This is a genomic window from Paenibacillus sp. J45TS6 (genome assembly GCF_018403285.1).
Classification (GTDB): domain Bacteria; phylum Bacillota; class Bacilli; order Paenibacillales; family Paenibacillaceae; genus Paenibacillus.
In genome coordinates this window covers 168,446-184,717 of sequence record NZ_BOSJ01000005.1, presented here as the reverse complement: position 1 = coordinate 184,717, position 16,272 = coordinate 168,446, and the positions used below count along the sequence as shown (strand labels likewise).

Genomic DNA, 16,272 nt, shown 5'->3' with positions numbered 1-16,272 from the left:
CATAGCTATCATGGCACAGTAAGCAAGGTAAAAAAAGAACCACGATCCCGGATTTTTTATCCAGTCGTGGTTCTTAGGTGTTTCCCTCAGTCTTTTGTTAAAAGTTTCAGGAGATATGGTTTTAAATCAATAATCCGTAAATATTGAGGTTTCTCATTCGTACCGCATATGATAAGAGGAACAAGTGATTCTTTTTCATGAAGCGAACCATGGCCTCCTCCGCCTTCATGTGTTGGGGAGCTTTTGTCTGCCAGTTCATATCCCGGTTTTGCCGTAACGACTAAAAACTCTCCCTGATGTGAATGTAATGCGCCTGATAATCGCTGCAGTACGTCAGGGTATTTTCCATAAGACAATTTTTGATTCTTTGTATTTAATTTTAAATCAAGCACATCTAAATCTTGTTCGACCGTCCATTTTTGTTGATAGCGATCGACCATTTTTCCGTTTGATTTATACTTCACTTCTTTAATGGTTTCACCTTGCAAGGCATGAATCCATTCATTCTCTTTCCAAGATACGAGATCGATACGGGGATCGGAGGTTAATGCATTAGCAAGATCTCTTAATGAATTTTCTTTATTAAGGTTGTATACATAAGCCATCGTTTCATTTACAGCAAGAACAATATCTGTTTCGTCCGTAACCGATTTCCCTTGTTTTAGTACACTGTATTCCTTAAGTAAAGAAGGTAAATCGACAACCGAATCGTTTTGAGCAGAATAAAGGGAAGTCATTCCGCTATCACCTGTAAGTATAAAAATAGCTTTATTTAACGCTTCTTTTGGTGAACCAAATTGTTGTAACAAAGAACCTAGTTGCTTATCAAGTTCCTCCACTCCGCTTCGTTCTTGTGGTCCTTTCTTATGTAATTTCTGATCAAGATCTGGTAAATAAACGAATAAGAAATCAGGTAATTTGTTCTCCTGAATCAAATACTTTACGGCTTCCATTGAATATTGGTTGTTGAGACCGAGTCGTCCCGTTAAACCTTCTGGCATATTTTTAACATTCTCTAGTGGATTTGCAAGAGAACCTAAGGCTAAAAAATCTGGACCCTTTACTTGAATTTCCTTTGGTAAAGAGGTAATGCCTTTAAGCCATTCAGGAATCGTCAACCTATGATGAGACGCACCTCGGTAAATCAAGCCATTAATAGAACCCGATTTTAAACCATGCTTGGCCAAATCTTCATATATCGTAGGTATTTGCGGATTTAAATGATTCCCATTCAAGTTGATTAACGCATCCTGTAATACCTCATTACCTCCATGTTTCCATATCTCCATCGGCCCAGTTCCATAATTGATTACTTTTTTCTCATCCGAAGAATACCAAGTAAGACCTGGTACATGATGACTATTAGGATATGCTCCTGTAATTAGAGAACTATCTATCGTTACTGACATCGTGGGAAATGAACTAACCATGTCCTTATCGTAAATCCCATGTTCCGTTAGATATTGAAAAGTAGGCAGCTTGTTTTGTTTGATCCCATCATCAATGGCTTGAGACATTAAAGAATCGATCATAAAGAAGATCACTTTCTTAGCGTCTTCTCTCTTTATTGATTTCACTTGTACTAAATCCTGTTCATCAGGTGTTGCTTCTTTCTTTTGGCACCCAGAGGTCAACATAAAAACAATAAGCAAAGACCAAATCATTATTTTCCTCAAGTGGAGTCATTCCTCTCTACCTAAAACTTTTATAGCAACAACGCCAGAATATGTTAGGTTTGACCTGTGCAAAGTGTCTCTCATTTTAGCCTTGATCATGTATGTGGTAATTTGGTAAATAATGAATGTCGCAAAACCTACGCATTCGCGCAGCAAAAAAAACAACCGAACATGGTCCGGCTGCCTCATTAATTCCATATAGATATACCATTAACCTAAGATTTATTGATTAAGAATCAGCTCTTGCCTCTTCCTGAACACATTTTCGGAGTGTCTCCCTGATTGATTCTCGGATATCATATTCATGATATTTGAGTAGAGTCATGGTGTCAGCAGGGTCGAGATAGGCGTCTCGGTTTTGGATCTCTGCCATCATACTCATATGAACACCCTGTTCTTTACCCGCTTCCGCATTGTTAGCATCGATCTGCTCCATCACTGGTTTCATCTGATCTAGTGGCAGAACCTTGACCGTGCTATCTTCCTGTCCTAGTGCATTCACTACCATTTGATAAAACTCGCTATGCTTCATATTCATGCCGCAAATCGCATATTTTCCGCCATGTTCACCGTACTCCATCGCTCCGATCGTAGCTTCTGCTACCTGCTGCGCAGTGACCATTGCTGTACCTCCGCCAAGTACGGGAACGACTTTCTGATCTTTTACTCTATTTACAAACATGGACCATAGCGGCATACGTCCTGGCATCACACCGAAAATGTAAGGCAAACGAATGCTCATCACATCCATTCCTCCTTCACCTTCAAGACACGCTAATTCCTCTTGAAGCAATCGAGAGCGTGGGTAAGCATTTTGTTTCAACGGAATATCGGTCCACTCTTCTGCAAAATGCGCAAAATACGAGCTAAGTATGACAAACTTTTTCACGCCAGCTTGTTTAGCTAATCTAGCAAGACGCTGAGTAGGAAGTATATTTGCTTCATAAAAAAACTTTATTGCCGGAGCTTCAGGTAACGTCCGTTCATCTGCTCCAGCAGCATATACAAATCCATCAACGCCCTCTAGCATCTTCCGGATTTCTTCATCTGACATCTTATTGATATCCCCTACTCTGTGCTCGACTTCCCCAGGCAAAAGATCCTCTGATGGCATGGAATGCCGCGATACAGTCGATACATTATATCCTCGTCGCAATAATTCTTTAACTGTAAAATAACCTAGAAATCCAGTCCCGCCTAATACAAAAATCTTCTTCATGAAGTCCATCTCCTATGCAGTTTTGTGAGGGAATAGCAATTCGCCATGATCTTCCCTTCTGTCCTTTACCCATTTTAGCAGACATAAGAAAAACCTCTTCCAATATCATTTAAAGGAATGTTACATTAAAAAGAAACCAGAAATTGGATTAGGGAGGGTCTGTTAGTGAATAATGATGAACGTTTAAATCGTTTGGAACAGCGAATCATGGAACTTGAAAAAGAAGTAACGGATTTAAAACAGTATAGAATATCAAAGAGAGTTACTACGGATACGGGACCACCGTCCAAAACATGGATTCAAGGGCCTGTCCCCTCCGGTACATCATACGGTGAAACGAGAGAGAAAACGCCACAGGAGAACATCAGGCAAAAAGAGACAGATTGGGAACATCTCATTGCCAGAGTTTGGCTTCCTCGTGTATTCCTGTTTGTCTTTTTAATCGGATTAATTTGGGGATTTAAAGCAGCAGTGGATGGTGGTTATATTACTGAGGGAATGCGATGCATTATTGGTCTTCTCGCCGGTGCGGCTTTCGTTTATCTCGGCGCAAGACAACACAAGCATCAGCGTCTCTTGTTATCACAAGTGCTTTTGGCGGGTTCCATAGGGATCTTCATGCTTACCACATTCGCAGCGCATTACTTATATGACTTTATGAGTGCCCCCATCGCTTTTATTCTCAACGTACTTTGGACTGTACTGGGACTTTTGTTCTCTTACCGCTATAAATCACAGACATTGGGCGTACTCGCCATTGTATCGGGAATCTTGACACCCTTTCTGGTCGATAACAACCCATCTACACCATTCTTTGTATGTTACGAAGTATTGCTCTACACTAGCGCCATGATCTTTGCGATCAGGCATCGATTTGTCACTTTACTTTATACCTCATTTATTTTGATACACCCTGCTTTTCTCATATTTAGTATGGTTGGTTCTATCTCAAATGATAGATGGATTGTCTACGGTGCATTGGTCCAGCACCTCATTCTTTTAGTCTCCATCTTGCTTAGAACAGGAATTTTAAATCATCAACATCGTGTACTGATATCAAGCTTTGTCTTAACCGCTATTTGGTCCAGATTAATCTTGGAGTCGGATATCGTTCTAATCTTGTTATCATTTACACTGCTATATAGTGCGATTTCAGCCTACACCTGGAGAAAAGGTTTCAAAGATACTCTACCTTATATGCTTGCCATATCGTCTTACTCTTTACTTTTCTTATTGATGGAAATGGCCCAGAATAAATGGGTTGTCGGTCTTTTCATTATCGAGGGTTTTATCGCTCTTGCTCTGGGTTTCATTATTAAATCATTGTTCCAAAAAATAAACGGTCTTCTCATTTATCTGGTAGGGTTTCTCGCAGGAGGTATCATCTTATTAGGCGGCATGGATTCTCTTGCATCCGTTAATACCTTTATATGGATCGTGATTCTGCTTACCTTAGCAGGCATTATCGTTTTATTGAGATATTATTCTGCTGAAAATCAAAATCAAACTAAAGAATGGATTAGAGTACTTTACTACGGTCTCGGCGTACTATTCCTCATCTTTATAACCGATGTCACTACTGTACTTACACAAAATGTAAGTGATAATGCTCAGCATTTGATCATTTCATCTACTTGGGTGGGGTATGCCATCGCCGTAATAGCCTACGGTCTCAAGAAAAAAATCAAACAAGTTCGGCTTGCAGGTATCGCTCTCCTATTTTTAACTTTAATCAAAGTCATCTTCTTCGATCTTCCAACGGTTTCCATGATCATAAAGGCAGTTCTGTTTATCGGACTCGGAGGTATTGGTATCTTGCTTTCTCGATTCTTTTATAAAAAAGAATAAGATGGAACATCATAATAAGGGTCTCTCTGTTGTAAGAGAGGCCCCTTTTTATATGACTATAAAAATAAATTTGTACCCGCGCGTTAAGCGGAAGATAGGGTTTGCTTTTTTACTCACTTTAATAATAAACACAGCTATGGACAACATAATAGGAAGACTCCAACCAAAGTAACGAAGCGGGGAAGATACATTCCTCTTCTGCTCTATAACCTCTTCACACGGGTCAAATCGTGTAAATAGACGCCTGCAAATCATGAAAGCGACAATAGAAGCAAAGCCTGTGATCAGGATGATTTTCGCACCGGGACCTCCAGGAGTAGAAATATTTTCAAGCATATCTCCTCTCTGAAGGTATGAGCTGACTACATAAGTCGAGTTCGTTATTAAATGAACGATAATCCCTGGAATAATAGAGCCTGATTTGATGACCAGTAAAGAGGAAACTAGAGCCGCCCCGAATAATTCAATCAGCCGGTAAGGATTGTCATGGAACAAGGCAAATAGAAAAGAGCTCATTACAGCTGAAAACCATATTCCATGTCTTGCATACCCAGTAATGAGAACTCCTCGAAACAACAACTCCTCACATATAGGCGGGATAATCCCGATACTCAGTAGAAGAATACAAAAGGAAAAGAGCGAATCCGCAACCGGATAGTGTGATGTTTTATAAGATGCTCCAAGCAAGACGGATACCACTTCCGTAATCTGGTGATAAATGAAACTTTATGTAGCCTGAATACTTTACGAAGGGATATATGTCGGTACCGGCACCAAACTACAGCGGGTAACACATTTAGTACAATTTGTCCGACCGCCACGTAGCCCAGAAATAAGAATAGATTATCGTGATGCAGGTTTCCATTCGAACGCATCCATCCAGATAGTATGATGCCAGTGACATAGGATACGAAAAATATCCATCCTGCATTCTTCATTGTCAATTTGTTGGTCATGTGCCACATCCCTTATCATCTTAGCCGCATTTATCCTCCAGCCATTAGGATCCATATATTCGCTTTTCTATTAACAACGTTTACTATACACTGTTCATTCCACCTCCTGTAAATAGTCGAATATAATAAATGACGTTACAGATTAGATAACGTTACATTTATTTTATTTTCATATCCATTCAATAATAGAAGGTTGTTCCCATAAAAAAAGCCGCCATATAGGCGACTCTTTATGCGTACATTTTCCCTCAACCACTCATGTTTAAGCTTTATATTATAGGAATGATTGGTTATTCTCTCATATTACCTCTCTTATTCATAAATCACTGTTACCGATGAAGCGGCTCCCCAGTCACCGACTGGTGCTACCGTATAAACTGTGCCGGGAATCAATTTTTCATTCTTGCCGAGATCGAATACGCCCGCAGGCCTTTGCGGCTCGAATATTTGTACGTGGCTGTCAGCACGTCACCACTCGGCGATGTTAGCGTAACGCTTCGGCCTGAAAATAGCTCATCACCAGGATCTTCTGCAAGACTCACTTTAATCGAAGTTTCGCTTAGAGCCTTAGCACTTGTAACCTGCAGTGGATCGAATGACTTCGCTATGAACGAAGCAATATTGATGTTGGCCCAATCAGAAGATACTGTATATTTAATTCCAGGGATTAAGGTTTCACCTACTGGCAAGCGGAATTTCGGTTCTTGCTTACCATCCGTTGATTGCGTGAACGGGACATATTTGGCAACGATCGGTTCGCCACCATCGGGTGTAATCATCACTTGTCTTGCCTGCATGGAAGGGATGATCTGATACGTTTTCCCTCCGGCTTGCTCACGATCATCCAGCACAAACGCATTGGCCCCTCGACCACCGCTGTATGCCGAAATAATATAACCATAGTCAACGACTCCGTTCTCTTGAAGCGCTGCAATCTCGAAAGTATCGTTCGTTAGTTGGCTAACTGTTGTCATGTTTACCTTTGTTCCACTTCCCTCAAATGTTCCTGCTGCTTGGCCTTTATAGGTAAGGTTGTACACTTCCCCCGCTTTCTGAACGGACGTCGGAACGATATATGTTGCAATCGATCCGGTTTTCAGCCGAGGCATATTCGTCAGTGTCAGCCCCCCGCTAAATGCAAAATCCGTCTGAGCCTTGGTGAACACTTCATCCTCTGCCCTCAGTGGTTTATCGAAAGTAACGATTAACGTAATTGCATTTAGTGATCTTACGCTTTTGATCTGAGCACGTTCGGATGAAATCGCCTGACGAGCCGTCTGCAGTAGAACTGCCGTTTCACCGCGCGTTGCTGAGCTATTATCTACATAGAAAGCACTCATCCAGTAGTGAACCGATTTTACATCCCGTTGCAGTGCTTTAGATACAACCTGTGCGAGTTCTGCATCCGACACTTGACTATGCGGATTGAATTGGCCGTTACTTGTCTCCATTATGCCAAGTCCAGCAACCTTCGACGCATACGGCGCATACCATGCGTTCGGATTTACGTCCGTTAATTCTGCATTCTCTCCTGTCTTGTCCTTCAGATGAAAGGTTTTATATACGAGTGTCGCCAATTCGGCTCGGCTAATCGTTTGATGTTCTCCCATTGAACGGTCTATATATCCATTCATGATACCGAGATTGTTCAATTCCTTAACTGCTGCTTCAATCTGCTGATTGGTAAGCTGAGCTGTTGTTACGGCAGAGTTAGCAACGTATGTAGCTGCATGTGCATGATTTGTGGTTAGTGGCAGTGCTCCTGCTGCCAAGGCAGTTATGGTTAAAAATGCGGCGATTTTATTTGCTGTAGGTTTCATGTTAAAATCCTCCTCTATTTGTTGGCTGTAACTAAAGAATAGAGGATAAAAAGAAACTCCCTAGGATAAAAACATTAACAAAATATAAACTGCGTCTAATTTTTATCGAAACTTATGCAGTAAACCGGTAACCGGCGCCCCACACGGTTTCAATATATTCCGGATTCTTAGGATCAGCTTCTAGTTTCCCGCGAAGTTTACGAATATGCACAGTAACCGTTGCGATATCTCCGCTAGAGTCCATATTCCAGATTCGTTCGAACAGATCTGATTTGCTAAATACGCGGTTTGGATGACTCGCCAGAAATACAAGTAAATCAAATTCTTTCGTCGTAATCGCTACTTCTTCGCCACTCACGAACACACGGCGTGACGCCTTGTCGATATGCAGCCCGCGAATATGGATTTCATCTTGTTCAGCAGAATTTCTTTTCCCAAGTAATCTCTCATATCGAGTCAGATGAGCCTTTGCTCTTGCAACGAGTTCGCTTGGGCTAAACGGTTTCGTAATGAAATCATCAACACCGAGATTGAAAGTCCGGATTTTATCAATCTCCTCCTTCTTAGCAGAGACGACCAGGATCGGCACCTCTTTTACCTCACGAATGCGCCTGCATAATTCAAATCCATCCAAACCCGGAAGCATCAGGTCAACAATAATGAGACCATAGTTTTCCTTTAAAGCCAGCTGCAGCCCTTCATCGCCGGTATGACACAGCTCCACAGAAAATCCGTTGAGCTCAAAATAGTCCCGTTCCAGTTGCGCGATCGTTGTTTCGTCTTCAATAATCAAAATGTTAGCCATTTCCATTCCCTGTCTCCTCGTTAGTCAGCCTTTTCAGTTGGATATAGATCGTCGTACCTATATTGGGTTTACTATTCGCCCAGATGAAGCCCCCGTGCCCATCGATAATTTGGCGGGCAATGGCGAGCCCTAACCCACTACCGCCTGTTGAAGAATTACGAGATTGTTCTGCTCGGTAAAATCGTTCGAATATATGAGGCAAAGCCTCCTCTGGTATACCTCTGCCATTATCCTTGAACACCATTGTTATCCATTCCAAATCTGCTTGAAGCGTAATGCTGAGTCGCTTGCTATTGTTGTCCATATATTTGAGTGCATTATCTACTACGTTGACAACCGTACGCTTTAATTTATCCAGATCCACAGAAACCATAACGGGTCCAGTAGCTTGGTTATCCCAATCAAAGGCAACCTGCTTGTCCTCTAGATCGTATCTGAGTTCTTCAATGCTGTCTTCGAGGAAATCGACAATGTCCACCACTTTAAATAAGAAAGGTTCCTGATTAAGGTCGAGTTTCGAATATAAAAATAATTCATCCACCAACTTGTCCATGCTGACGGCTTTTGAATGGATGATATTCACATATGTCTCCATTTTCTCGGGTGTATTCGCCACTCCGTCACGTATGCCCTCAATGTATCCTTTTATATTGGTTAGCGGCGTTCGGAGATCATGCGAAATGTTGGAAATGAGTTCCTTACGATTCGCTTCATCTTGCTGTCGAAGTTCATTGGACTGCTGTAATTGATTCCGCATACTCTCAAAGGCTTCACTCAGTTGGCCAACCTCGTCATTTGAACTCAGCTCGAGTTTGAAGGCAAGATTACCTTCCTTGATTTGTTCTGCAGAGTTCCTTAATTGATGTAAGGGTTTAATAAAGCTGCGAGTAATCCAGCGGAATAATAGCAGGTTAGCTATGATAAGTACGCCGATCAGCAGTAGCGACATCATTGGCAGCAGCTTACGAGTAAGCTCCGCAAAAGGACTTCTTTCCCGAATTACAAAGACGCTTCCCCGCTTCCCATCCGAATACTGAAAATCAAATTTCGCATAAGCATAGAATCTTTCACTAATGTTAAAGGTGCTGCGGATCTGATAATTGTTCAGATCATACGCAGGAAGCGCCTGCTTTAGTTCCGGCTGATGAAAGGTCAGTGATTCGAAGATCTGGCTGTCTTCACGCCTGACATAGAGGCCCGATTTCTCGGCTCGAAGCTTCATGTCATATTCACGCAGCAGAACTTTATTTTGCAATGCGTCCGGATCGTTTTTGGCTAAAAACTTCATCTCTTGGAAGATCGATTCTCCCTGTTCAGTCAATGGATTGACCTGATAGTGCACCTTATAAATATCGCGAAAGCTTTGAAGATCTCCTGTCGCCGCAATCGTATAAAGACTTGCCGTAAGTAGAATAAAGAGCAGACTTATAAGAAACATGCTCGTAAAGGATAGCAGCATTTTTAATCGAATCGACATGGGATCCCCTTCTATAAACGCTATTTAATTAGTTAGTGCAAATGTTAACACAACTCTATTCAAATTGACCATATATTGGATTCTCTAAAATTTAATTCATAAATCTTTGAAATCAACGCAAAAAGTCCCCGTAACCATGTGACGGGGAGAAAACTCAAAGATTCATTTTATTCTGGTTTATCGCTACATTATCTTAAAAAATCCATGAACATCTGCATTTCATCTGAATAATTGGATTTATTAGATTCTTAGCAGTAGTCTATCCGAATGGGATTAATTAATTGATAATCTTTTATAAAATCTTCGACTTCTTCTATCGTTTTCAATCCATTTTGACAAACAAAAGCACCTGCGATTTGCAAATCAGAATCTATGAAAGCAACTCCCGCGTTTACTTCGAATACATCATTTTCAATAAGATAGATAAACGGTGCTTGTGGAGTGAAATGGATTAGTACACTGTAGAGACTTGGGTCTGTGCTTTGTTCTGCATATTTTGACGTTTCAAGGCCTAGAGATTCATTCCCTAGCCCTTGATTTTCATATTCATCTTTCGATTCATTCCTTCCAAACATCCTTCCAACCATAAAAATCCCTCTATTCTACTTGATTTTTTCTTTTTTAAAAATGAATCAATATCTAAACACCACGGATCCAATGAATGTTTCTTTCTTTAACAATAATTCTCTAATAAAAACTCCGTTATCATTTTCTAGTTATAAATAATCCACACTATAAAGCATTAATAACAACCCAACAATACACATGATCCACGAAGCGAGTGAGCTTGAACTCTTCGACATCTGATTTTGGATGAACTTTAAAGGCTTCTGCATTACTGAACCTAATAACATATATAACATGTACAAAATGAATGGCGGGAGTACCATGACTACATTATAAGCGAACAGTAATGGGAGCCACTCATACCATACCAAACCTGAATTAGTCATAAGAGCAATGGCAGTGAAATAAGGAAGAGCTGTCCCCACTTCTACAAGTGACGTTGTTACTCCTAGTGCGATCATTCTCGAATTCGTTTTGGTTATTGGATTTGTATAGGAAGACTTCTTTCTTTTCGGAACATAAAAACTCCAAATAAACAAAATCCCACCTACAATAAATAGCATCCAGCTGACCACACGATTCTGTAAGAACGTAGAGAACACTTCGAAAAAGAATCCAAATCCTAACTTGATTGCCACACCTGCGCTAAAATAAAATCCAATGACTGTAAATAAATATACCATTAATTTCAAACCTACTTTTTTCTTTTCAGTTAGAAGTAAATATACAGTGACCCCTAATGTGGCTGGACTAAGGGTATCAAGTAGGGATAATCCACCGATCATGAGTAACAGTTCAGTGTTCATGTGCGGCCTCCCTCCTCGGTACTTGTTTGTTCAACGCTAGATATAAAAATTCCGTAAGCCTGGTCCATATATTCAAGGACTTCCGATTTAATGGGGTATAACCCCAGTTGTTCAGACGCTGATGGATTTTTTCGCATTTCCCATAACTTATCGATAAAGGCGTCTTGACCTCCATACTCCTCTTCTTGTTTCTCCAGCATTCTCCGAATAACATTTTGCACACAAGGTGATGATAACGGTTCCTTACACGTATAGTATTTCGTTAATAGGCCAACAAGGGCTATCCATTCCATAGACTCAGGATTGCCCACACTCATTTTCGGCAGTTTAGCCCATAGACCCAGTTCAGCATCCGTAAATGTCGATTTTCTATATTGATCAAGTCCTCTTTTATCTTGCAAAGATAACTTAATCAGCTGTTGAATTGCTTTTTCCTGATTCCCTTCCTCGACGGCAATGCCACTTACTAACGCACGTAAGGTTTGCTCCATTTCATTTAACCTTGATTGCTCTTCCAAAATAAATGTTAACTGATTGGCTAACCCATCACTCCAATTCCACTCAGGATCAGTTAACATCTCTTTAATATCTGAAAGTCGATACCCCATGTTTTTATAAAATTGAATTTGCTGAAGCTTTTGTAAATCTCCCTCTGTATATAGCCGATGTCCTCCTTCTGTTTTGGAGGAAGATACCAAAAGTCCAATTTGTTCATAGTAACGCAGCGTTCTCACTGTAATATTTGTTTGCTCTGCTAAGTTTTTTATATGTATCATTTTCTCATGCCTCCAAACTTCTGATTACTTCCTACTCATCATGAAATTGATTAGATAGCCTGCTCCAAGACCGATACATACCGCTGGCAGCGGGTGATCAATAAAAAGACCAATTCCTGCACCGATAATTACGCATCCATATATAATCATGTCTTCTTTCTTCATGTGCCCATCCCCTTTTATTAAGCGGTTTCTATTCAAAGATTATCAATAGTGCCATTATAATGAATGACGTTACGTAACTTTCAAGCCTTTATTTCGAATATAGTCGAAAGATAACCTATGAAAGAAAATGTTTTAACAATTAAGCCGTCGTTTGACTATTCCGGATAATTGGTTAAAATCTTTCGTCACATAAATAAAAAAAGCGCCTCAGGATTGATTTCCTGCGACGCTTCATATTCGGTATTCTTTTATATCATATGAGGAGAATTAAAATCTCGTGAAATTGAGTGAAGAGTCAAGGACTCGAAGTGAACGCTTAAGCTGCATAATGTCTTCATATATCGAAGGGAATTCAGGCAACTCAGGCATGTCCATAACTGGTTTTTTGTTATTTTCAATTGATTCCGCAAGCACTGCAAAACCATGTTGATACTTCTCAATTCGATCACTTGAAACATGACTAATATTGTTATCATTACGAGACGCAGCTAATAACATGTAGCCAAGATGTAAACTATCACCTACAGCAGGCCATAAAATGGTGGTACGTGCATTTCTTCTCATCGATTCAGCAAAAGCATTATCATACACGAGTCTCAGCTGAATGAGCGCATTTTGAAGCTTTTCTTCGATTGATTTTTTAACCTCAATACTTTCACAGTTTAAAATGGCAGCTAAAAGCTCACCTTCTCTTTCTACCGCCTCTTTAAAAACAGAAGGTAATCTTTTCGAAGCCGTTTTCCTCCATAACCAGGTAATGCCGACCATAGCTACCGCACTTCCTATGATAATATCAACGATCCGCGCAGAAATGAAATATTCGCTTGTCAATTCGGGCTGTAAAGTCGAACCGATTAACAAAGTGCTCGGTGTAATAAAGATAACAGCTATTGAATAATTCCGACCATAGATTAGCTCGACAACGAACTGCAGACTGGCTAGTATTAACGGAACCGCTACGTATTGAGGGTGCAGCCATAATAAGATGGCACCTACAATAATTCCGATGATGGTACCCAAAGAGCGCTGTATACCTCTATGAAGACTCGCCACATACGTTGCTCCGCCCATTACCGATGCGCTTGATAAAGGTACCCAGTAAGACCGGTCGAAATGAAATCCATATGCAATCGCAGCTGAAATAACAAGTATGATTCCGTATCGAAGCGCGATAAAAGGAGCATTTGACCCAGATGTAAAGACATTTTTCAATAGCACGCGAAATCCTGCTTTCGTTTTGTAGTCCTTAGGATCTGTTTTAGAATCAATTGCATTTTTTGAGTTTATCTCAACAGCCATGTTAATGTTAAGATACAGGTTTTTTATTGAATGATTTAATTCCTCTTCAAAGGTGGGCACTGCAAATCCTGATTCGTTTTCTTTTCCAAGTAACTGATCACCTATGATTTGTAAAGCATTGCTGAGTTGTTCTTCTACTTCATGTTTTGGCATTAGGGAGATATCAAGTATGGAAAGGAAAATCTCTCTTGCCTGTGTATTAAGAGCTCTTAATTTCTCTGTGTATGGTTTATCTTTCCGTCCGAACCACTTCGAATTCATCAAAGTACGATCCGCCTGTTGCATGAGAGAGGCCGTTTGGTGCTGCAGATCCGTAAACTGTGCAGTCCCCACGGCAGATAGTAGATTTGCCAGACTATAATATACAGCAGAACTTGCTTTACTCTCCGTACGGTGAGGATTCATAATAACCCCAGCCATACCTACCATCCAAGCAAACAATCCGCCAAGAAATAGAATGAGAGTATCTTGCAGAATGACATTTAGATTCGCTGTCATCGAAGTACCTACTGCATACGCAAGAACAAAGAACATTCCACTCGGTCCCGTGATCTGAAAAAGAGTAAACATAAGGGTAGATAATCCCCCTACGATACCGAACATAAGCACCGTTAACATTGTATTGTAAGAGCATAATGCTCCTAGCGCAAAGGAAAATGCCAATCCAAGAGCAACCCAAAATAATCGAACAGCACGCTGTGCATAGGTCTCATTAGACACATATAAAAAAGTGAATCCTCCTATAGAAGCCAAGATTCCTAAGGCAGGATTCCCCATTAATACGCCCAACAGGGCTGGTGTACCTACACTAATTGCAGAGCCTACTCCTCTAAACCAGTTCAAAGGAATAGGCTTAATTTGAAAAGCTTCTTTGTACATGGGTTTCTTTGGGAACGTGTGTTTAGCACGCCGCCGAGAGCTATAAGAAATATGATTATTCATCTTGTCTACCTCAATTCAAAACTAAATATCCGTATCGTTCATTGCATTTTTCTCAATCTGTTGAAGCACTTTAGTAAAGACCGTTAGTTCTTCATTTGATATTCCTTCTAGAACTTGTTCGAATAGGTGTTCCAATTGTCCAAAAACTTCATTTCTTAGATCTGTTCCTTTTTCAGTAATAAATATGAAGTAGGAGCGCCGATCTGTGTGATTCGTTTTGCGAATAATGAACTCGCCTCGTTCCAATATATCTAGGATCTTCGCCAACGTGGCGGGGTCTTTGTCTGCGATGGAGGCGAGTTCTCTTTGTTTAATACCATCATTTTCATAGACTCTTTTTAGTACGGTCCATTGCTCCGGTGTAATGGAATACCTTTTCAGATGAGCTGATAAAAAACGAAGTAAAGCTCTACTGGTTTTCGTTATGGAATACCCGTACATTTCTTCTGTGCTAAGATTCATGGGCAACCTCCCTTTCTAATTCGTATGTATACAAATAATATGTATGCTAATTAATTATAGTTAAAATATTAATAAAATTCAATCCTTCTGCCAACTTCTCCCCCCTTACTTAAGTCGTAACAAAAACATCCTTGCTCAAAAAAAACAAATTTAGCCCCCTTGAGCCTTCAAGGGAGCTAATCATTGTAAATATGAGTAATCAACTTTCATTACATAAGTTTTATTCAGTTTGACGCTGCTGATTGGGCCCTATTCCCTGCTTCCATCTGCTCTCTGAAAACCACTACCAAGATCAAGGCAATGACGGAAAGAAGCGTGCAGATCGTAAACATCGTGGAATACGAGCTGCTCTGTACAACCAAGCCCATTACGAGTCCGCCCAGAGAGAAGCCCAAATCATACGAGGACATAAAAATACCCATAAGCACATATCTGGATTCAGAGGGGAGTACAAAAGACAAATAAGTAGTTAATGTCGGGTATAGAAATGCCACGGCAAAACCGCTGAGTACCGCGGACAGGTAAACCAGTCCTCCTATCGTCTCCATCAGCGCAAGCAGCTCGGTTCCCAGAGCAGCACATAACAGCAGACCCGCCATTAGCCAGGTATTCCAGCTGCCGTCTGAGGGAATTTTTTTACGCAGAATGAATCTGCATAGAATTACAATGAGCCCCTGAATCGTTAGAAACACTCCGGCACTCGCTTCCCCGGTCGATACCATGTACAGCGGAAGAAAGGTCGCGGTTGCCCCAAATACACACGAGGCAAACAACATGACACTACTACTAATTAACAGTGGCGTGCTATGCCAGATACTACCGAATGAACGCACCATATCCCACAGCGTATATGATTTGTTTTGGACCGTACTCTGCGGTAAATCTACCTTGTGTCCAATGATAAGCGGGAAAATTGCGAGTCCAATCATCAGCACAGTAAACCAGATGTTGTTTGCATTTTCCCAAATTTGAATCGCAAGTATAGGGATGACCAAAGAAGGAACCATCGTAAACAAGGTGTACATCGACAGCCCCTGTGCCCGGTCTTTATCCTCCAGCTTTTCTACAATCCCTGCCTGCATCGTCATGGAGAAAAATGCCGTAGCCACACCCTGCAGTGCCCGCAGCGAAAGATACATTTCCACCCCAGAGACGATAAACAATAGCAGCGTTGAAGCATGTAAGAATAGCAGCCATTTCATCACACGAAGCGGCCCATACTTCCCTAGAAGCCCCGCCGCAAACGGTCTTAGGAGCATACATGTAAACATGTACGCCCCCATCATCAGACCAATTTCAGCCTGGTTTAATCCAGCAGCCTCACTCCGCAGGGGAAGAATAATAGTCAGCGCCGAATTCGCAGCGAAAAACAAAAAAGCTAACATATAAAACCGGATAAAAGAAAAAGATACCGGATTTAATTTTCCATTGGTAGTTACAGAAGAATTCAAAAC

Annotated in this window: 14 protein-coding genes; 1 reads left to right on the top strand and 13 read right to left on the bottom strand. The window is 40.9% G+C overall.

Annotated elements, in window-relative coordinates:
• Nucleotides 1–86 precede the first annotated feature (86 nt).
• Both KJS58_RS10050 and KJS58_RS10045 read right to left on the bottom strand, forming a co-directional pair.
• On the bottom strand, nucleotides 87–1,637 hold the full coding sequence (locus KJS58_RS10050) for an alkaline phosphatase family protein (RefSeq protein ID WP_249717141.1): 1,551 nt from the start codon (nucleotides 1,635–1,637) through the stop codon (nucleotides 87–89).
• 268 nt (nucleotides 1,638–1,905) lie between these two features.
• Nucleotides 1,906–2,895 (bottom strand): NAD-dependent epimerase/dehydratase family protein, encoded by a 990-nt coding sequence (locus KJS58_RS10045; protein WP_213532396.1) that lies wholly within the window; start codon nucleotides 2,893–2,895, stop codon nucleotides 1,906–1,908.
• Between the two features lie 165 nt (nucleotides 2,896–3,060).
• On the opposite strand from KJS58_RS10045, the gene KJS58_RS10040 reads away from it, so the two are divergent.
• Nucleotides 3,061–4,743, top strand: coding sequence for a DUF2339 domain-containing protein (locus KJS58_RS10040; protein ID WP_213532395.1), 1,683 nt, complete (start codon nucleotides 3,061–3,063; stop codon nucleotides 4,741–4,743).
• A 48-nt stretch (nucleotides 4,744–4,791) separates the two neighbouring features.
• On the opposite strand, the gene KJS58_RS10035 is transcribed toward KJS58_RS10040, so the two are convergent.
• From KJS58_RS10035 to cntE, 11 genes are all read right to left on the bottom strand, one after another.
• On the bottom strand, nucleotides 4,792–5,430 hold the full coding sequence (locus KJS58_RS10035; protein ID WP_213532394.1) for a CPBP family glutamic-type intramembrane protease: 639 nt from the start codon (nucleotides 5,428–5,430) through the stop codon (nucleotides 4,792–4,794).
• A gap of 658 nt (nucleotides 5,431–6,088) precedes the next feature.
• On the bottom strand, nucleotides 6,089–7,519 hold the full coding sequence (locus KJS58_RS10030) for an S-layer homology domain-containing protein (protein ID WP_306433075.1): 1,431 nt from the start codon (nucleotides 7,517–7,519) through the stop codon (nucleotides 6,089–6,091).
• Nucleotides 7,520–7,631: 112 nt separating this feature from the next.
• A complete protein-coding gene (locus KJS58_RS10025) occupies nucleotides 7,632–8,324 on the bottom strand; it encodes a response regulator transcription factor (protein WP_213532393.1) in 693 nt (230 codons plus the stop codon).
• Nucleotides 8,317–9,801 carry a sensor histidine kinase gene (locus KJS58_RS10020; protein ID WP_213532392.1) on the bottom strand — a complete coding sequence of 495 codons (1,485 nt, stop codon included), beginning with the start codon at nucleotides 9,799–9,801 and terminating at the stop codon, nucleotides 8,317–8,319. The genes KJS58_RS10025 and KJS58_RS10020 overlap by 8 nt, the downstream gene beginning before the upstream one ends.
• 248 nt (nucleotides 9,802–10,049) lie before the next feature.
• Entirely contained in the window at nucleotides 10,050–10,376 is a 327-nt protein-coding gene (locus KJS58_RS10015) for a hypothetical protein (protein ID WP_249717134.1), read from the bottom strand.
• 141 nt (nucleotides 10,377–10,517) lie between these two features.
• On the bottom strand, nucleotides 10,518–11,174 hold the full coding sequence (locus KJS58_RS10010) for a GAP family protein (protein ID WP_213532390.1): 657 nt from the start codon (nucleotides 11,172–11,174) through the stop codon (nucleotides 10,518–10,520).
• Nucleotides 11,171–11,950 carry a MerR family transcriptional regulator gene (locus KJS58_RS10005; RefSeq protein WP_213532389.1) on the bottom strand — a complete coding sequence of 260 codons (780 nt, stop codon included), beginning with the start codon at nucleotides 11,948–11,950 and terminating at the stop codon, nucleotides 11,171–11,173. The genes KJS58_RS10010 and KJS58_RS10005 overlap by 4 nt, the downstream gene beginning before the upstream one ends.
• Nucleotides 11,951–11,974: 24 nt before the next feature.
• Nucleotides 11,975–12,115, bottom strand: a complete 141-nt coding sequence (locus tag KJS58_RS10000; protein ID WP_191801494.1) for a hypothetical protein — start codon at nucleotides 12,113–12,115, stop codon at nucleotides 11,975–11,977.
• A gap of 267 nt (nucleotides 12,116–12,382) precedes the next feature.
• The gene (locus KJS58_RS09995; protein WP_213532388.1) at nucleotides 12,383–14,356 is read right to left on the bottom strand and encodes an FUSC family protein; all 1,974 of its coding nucleotides are present in this window, start codon (nucleotides 14,354–14,356) and stop codon (nucleotides 12,383–12,385) included.
• A 21-nt stretch (nucleotides 14,357–14,377) separates the two neighbouring features.
• Entirely contained in the window at nucleotides 14,378–14,818 is a 441-nt protein-coding gene (locus KJS58_RS09990; RefSeq protein WP_213532387.1) for a MarR family winged helix-turn-helix transcriptional regulator, read from the bottom strand.
• Nucleotides 14,819–15,042: 224 nt separating this feature from the next.
• Nucleotides 15,043–16,269: a staphylopine family metallophore export MFS transporter CntE gene (cntE, locus tag KJS58_RS09985; protein WP_249717132.1), complete on the bottom strand. Its 1,227-nt coding sequence runs from the start codon at nucleotides 16,267–16,269 to the stop codon at nucleotides 15,043–15,045.
• Nucleotides 16,270–16,272 lie beyond the last annotated feature (3 nt).

Excerpts from the sequence above, each read along its gene's own strand:
- KJS58_RS10050 (WP_249717141.1), bottom strand. The coding sequence starts at position 1,637 with ATGTTGACCTCTGGGTGCCAAAAGAAAGAAGCAACACCTGATGAACAG.
- KJS58_RS10045 (WP_213532396.1), bottom strand. The coding sequence starts at position 2,895 with ATGAAGAAGATTTTTGTATTAGGCGGGACTGGATTTCTAGGTTATTTT.
- KJS58_RS10030 (WP_306433075.1), bottom strand. The coding sequence starts at position 7,519 with ATGAAACCTACAGCAAATAAAATCGCCGCATTTTTAACCATAACTGCC.
- KJS58_RS10025 (WP_213532393.1), bottom strand. The coding sequence starts at position 8,324 with ATGGCTAACATTTTGATTATTGAAGACGAAACAACGATCGCGCAACTG.
- KJS58_RS10020 (WP_213532392.1), bottom strand. The coding sequence starts at position 9,801 with ATGTCGATTCGATTAAAAATGCTGCTATCCTTTACGAGCATGTTTCTT.
- KJS58_RS10015 (WP_249717134.1), bottom strand. The coding sequence starts at position 10,376 with ATGTTTGGAAGGAATGAATCGAAAGATGAATATGAAAATCAAGGGCTA.
- KJS58_RS10010 (WP_213532390.1), bottom strand. The coding sequence starts at position 11,174 with ATGAACACTGAACTGTTACTCATGATCGGTGGATTATCCCTACTTGAT.
- KJS58_RS10005 (WP_213532389.1), bottom strand. The coding sequence starts at position 11,950 with ATGATACATATAAAAAACTTAGCAGAGCAAACAAATATTACAGTGAGA.
- KJS58_RS10000 (WP_191801494.1), bottom strand. The coding sequence starts at position 12,115 with ATGAAGAAAGAAGACATGATTATATATGGATGCGTAATTATCGGTGCA.
- KJS58_RS09995 (WP_213532388.1), bottom strand. The coding sequence starts at position 14,356 with ATGAATAATCATATTTCTTATAGCTCTCGGCGGCGTGCTAAACACACG.
- KJS58_RS09990 (WP_213532387.1), bottom strand. The coding sequence starts at position 14,818 with ATGAATCTTAGCACAGAAGAAATGTACGGGTATTCCATAACGAAAACC.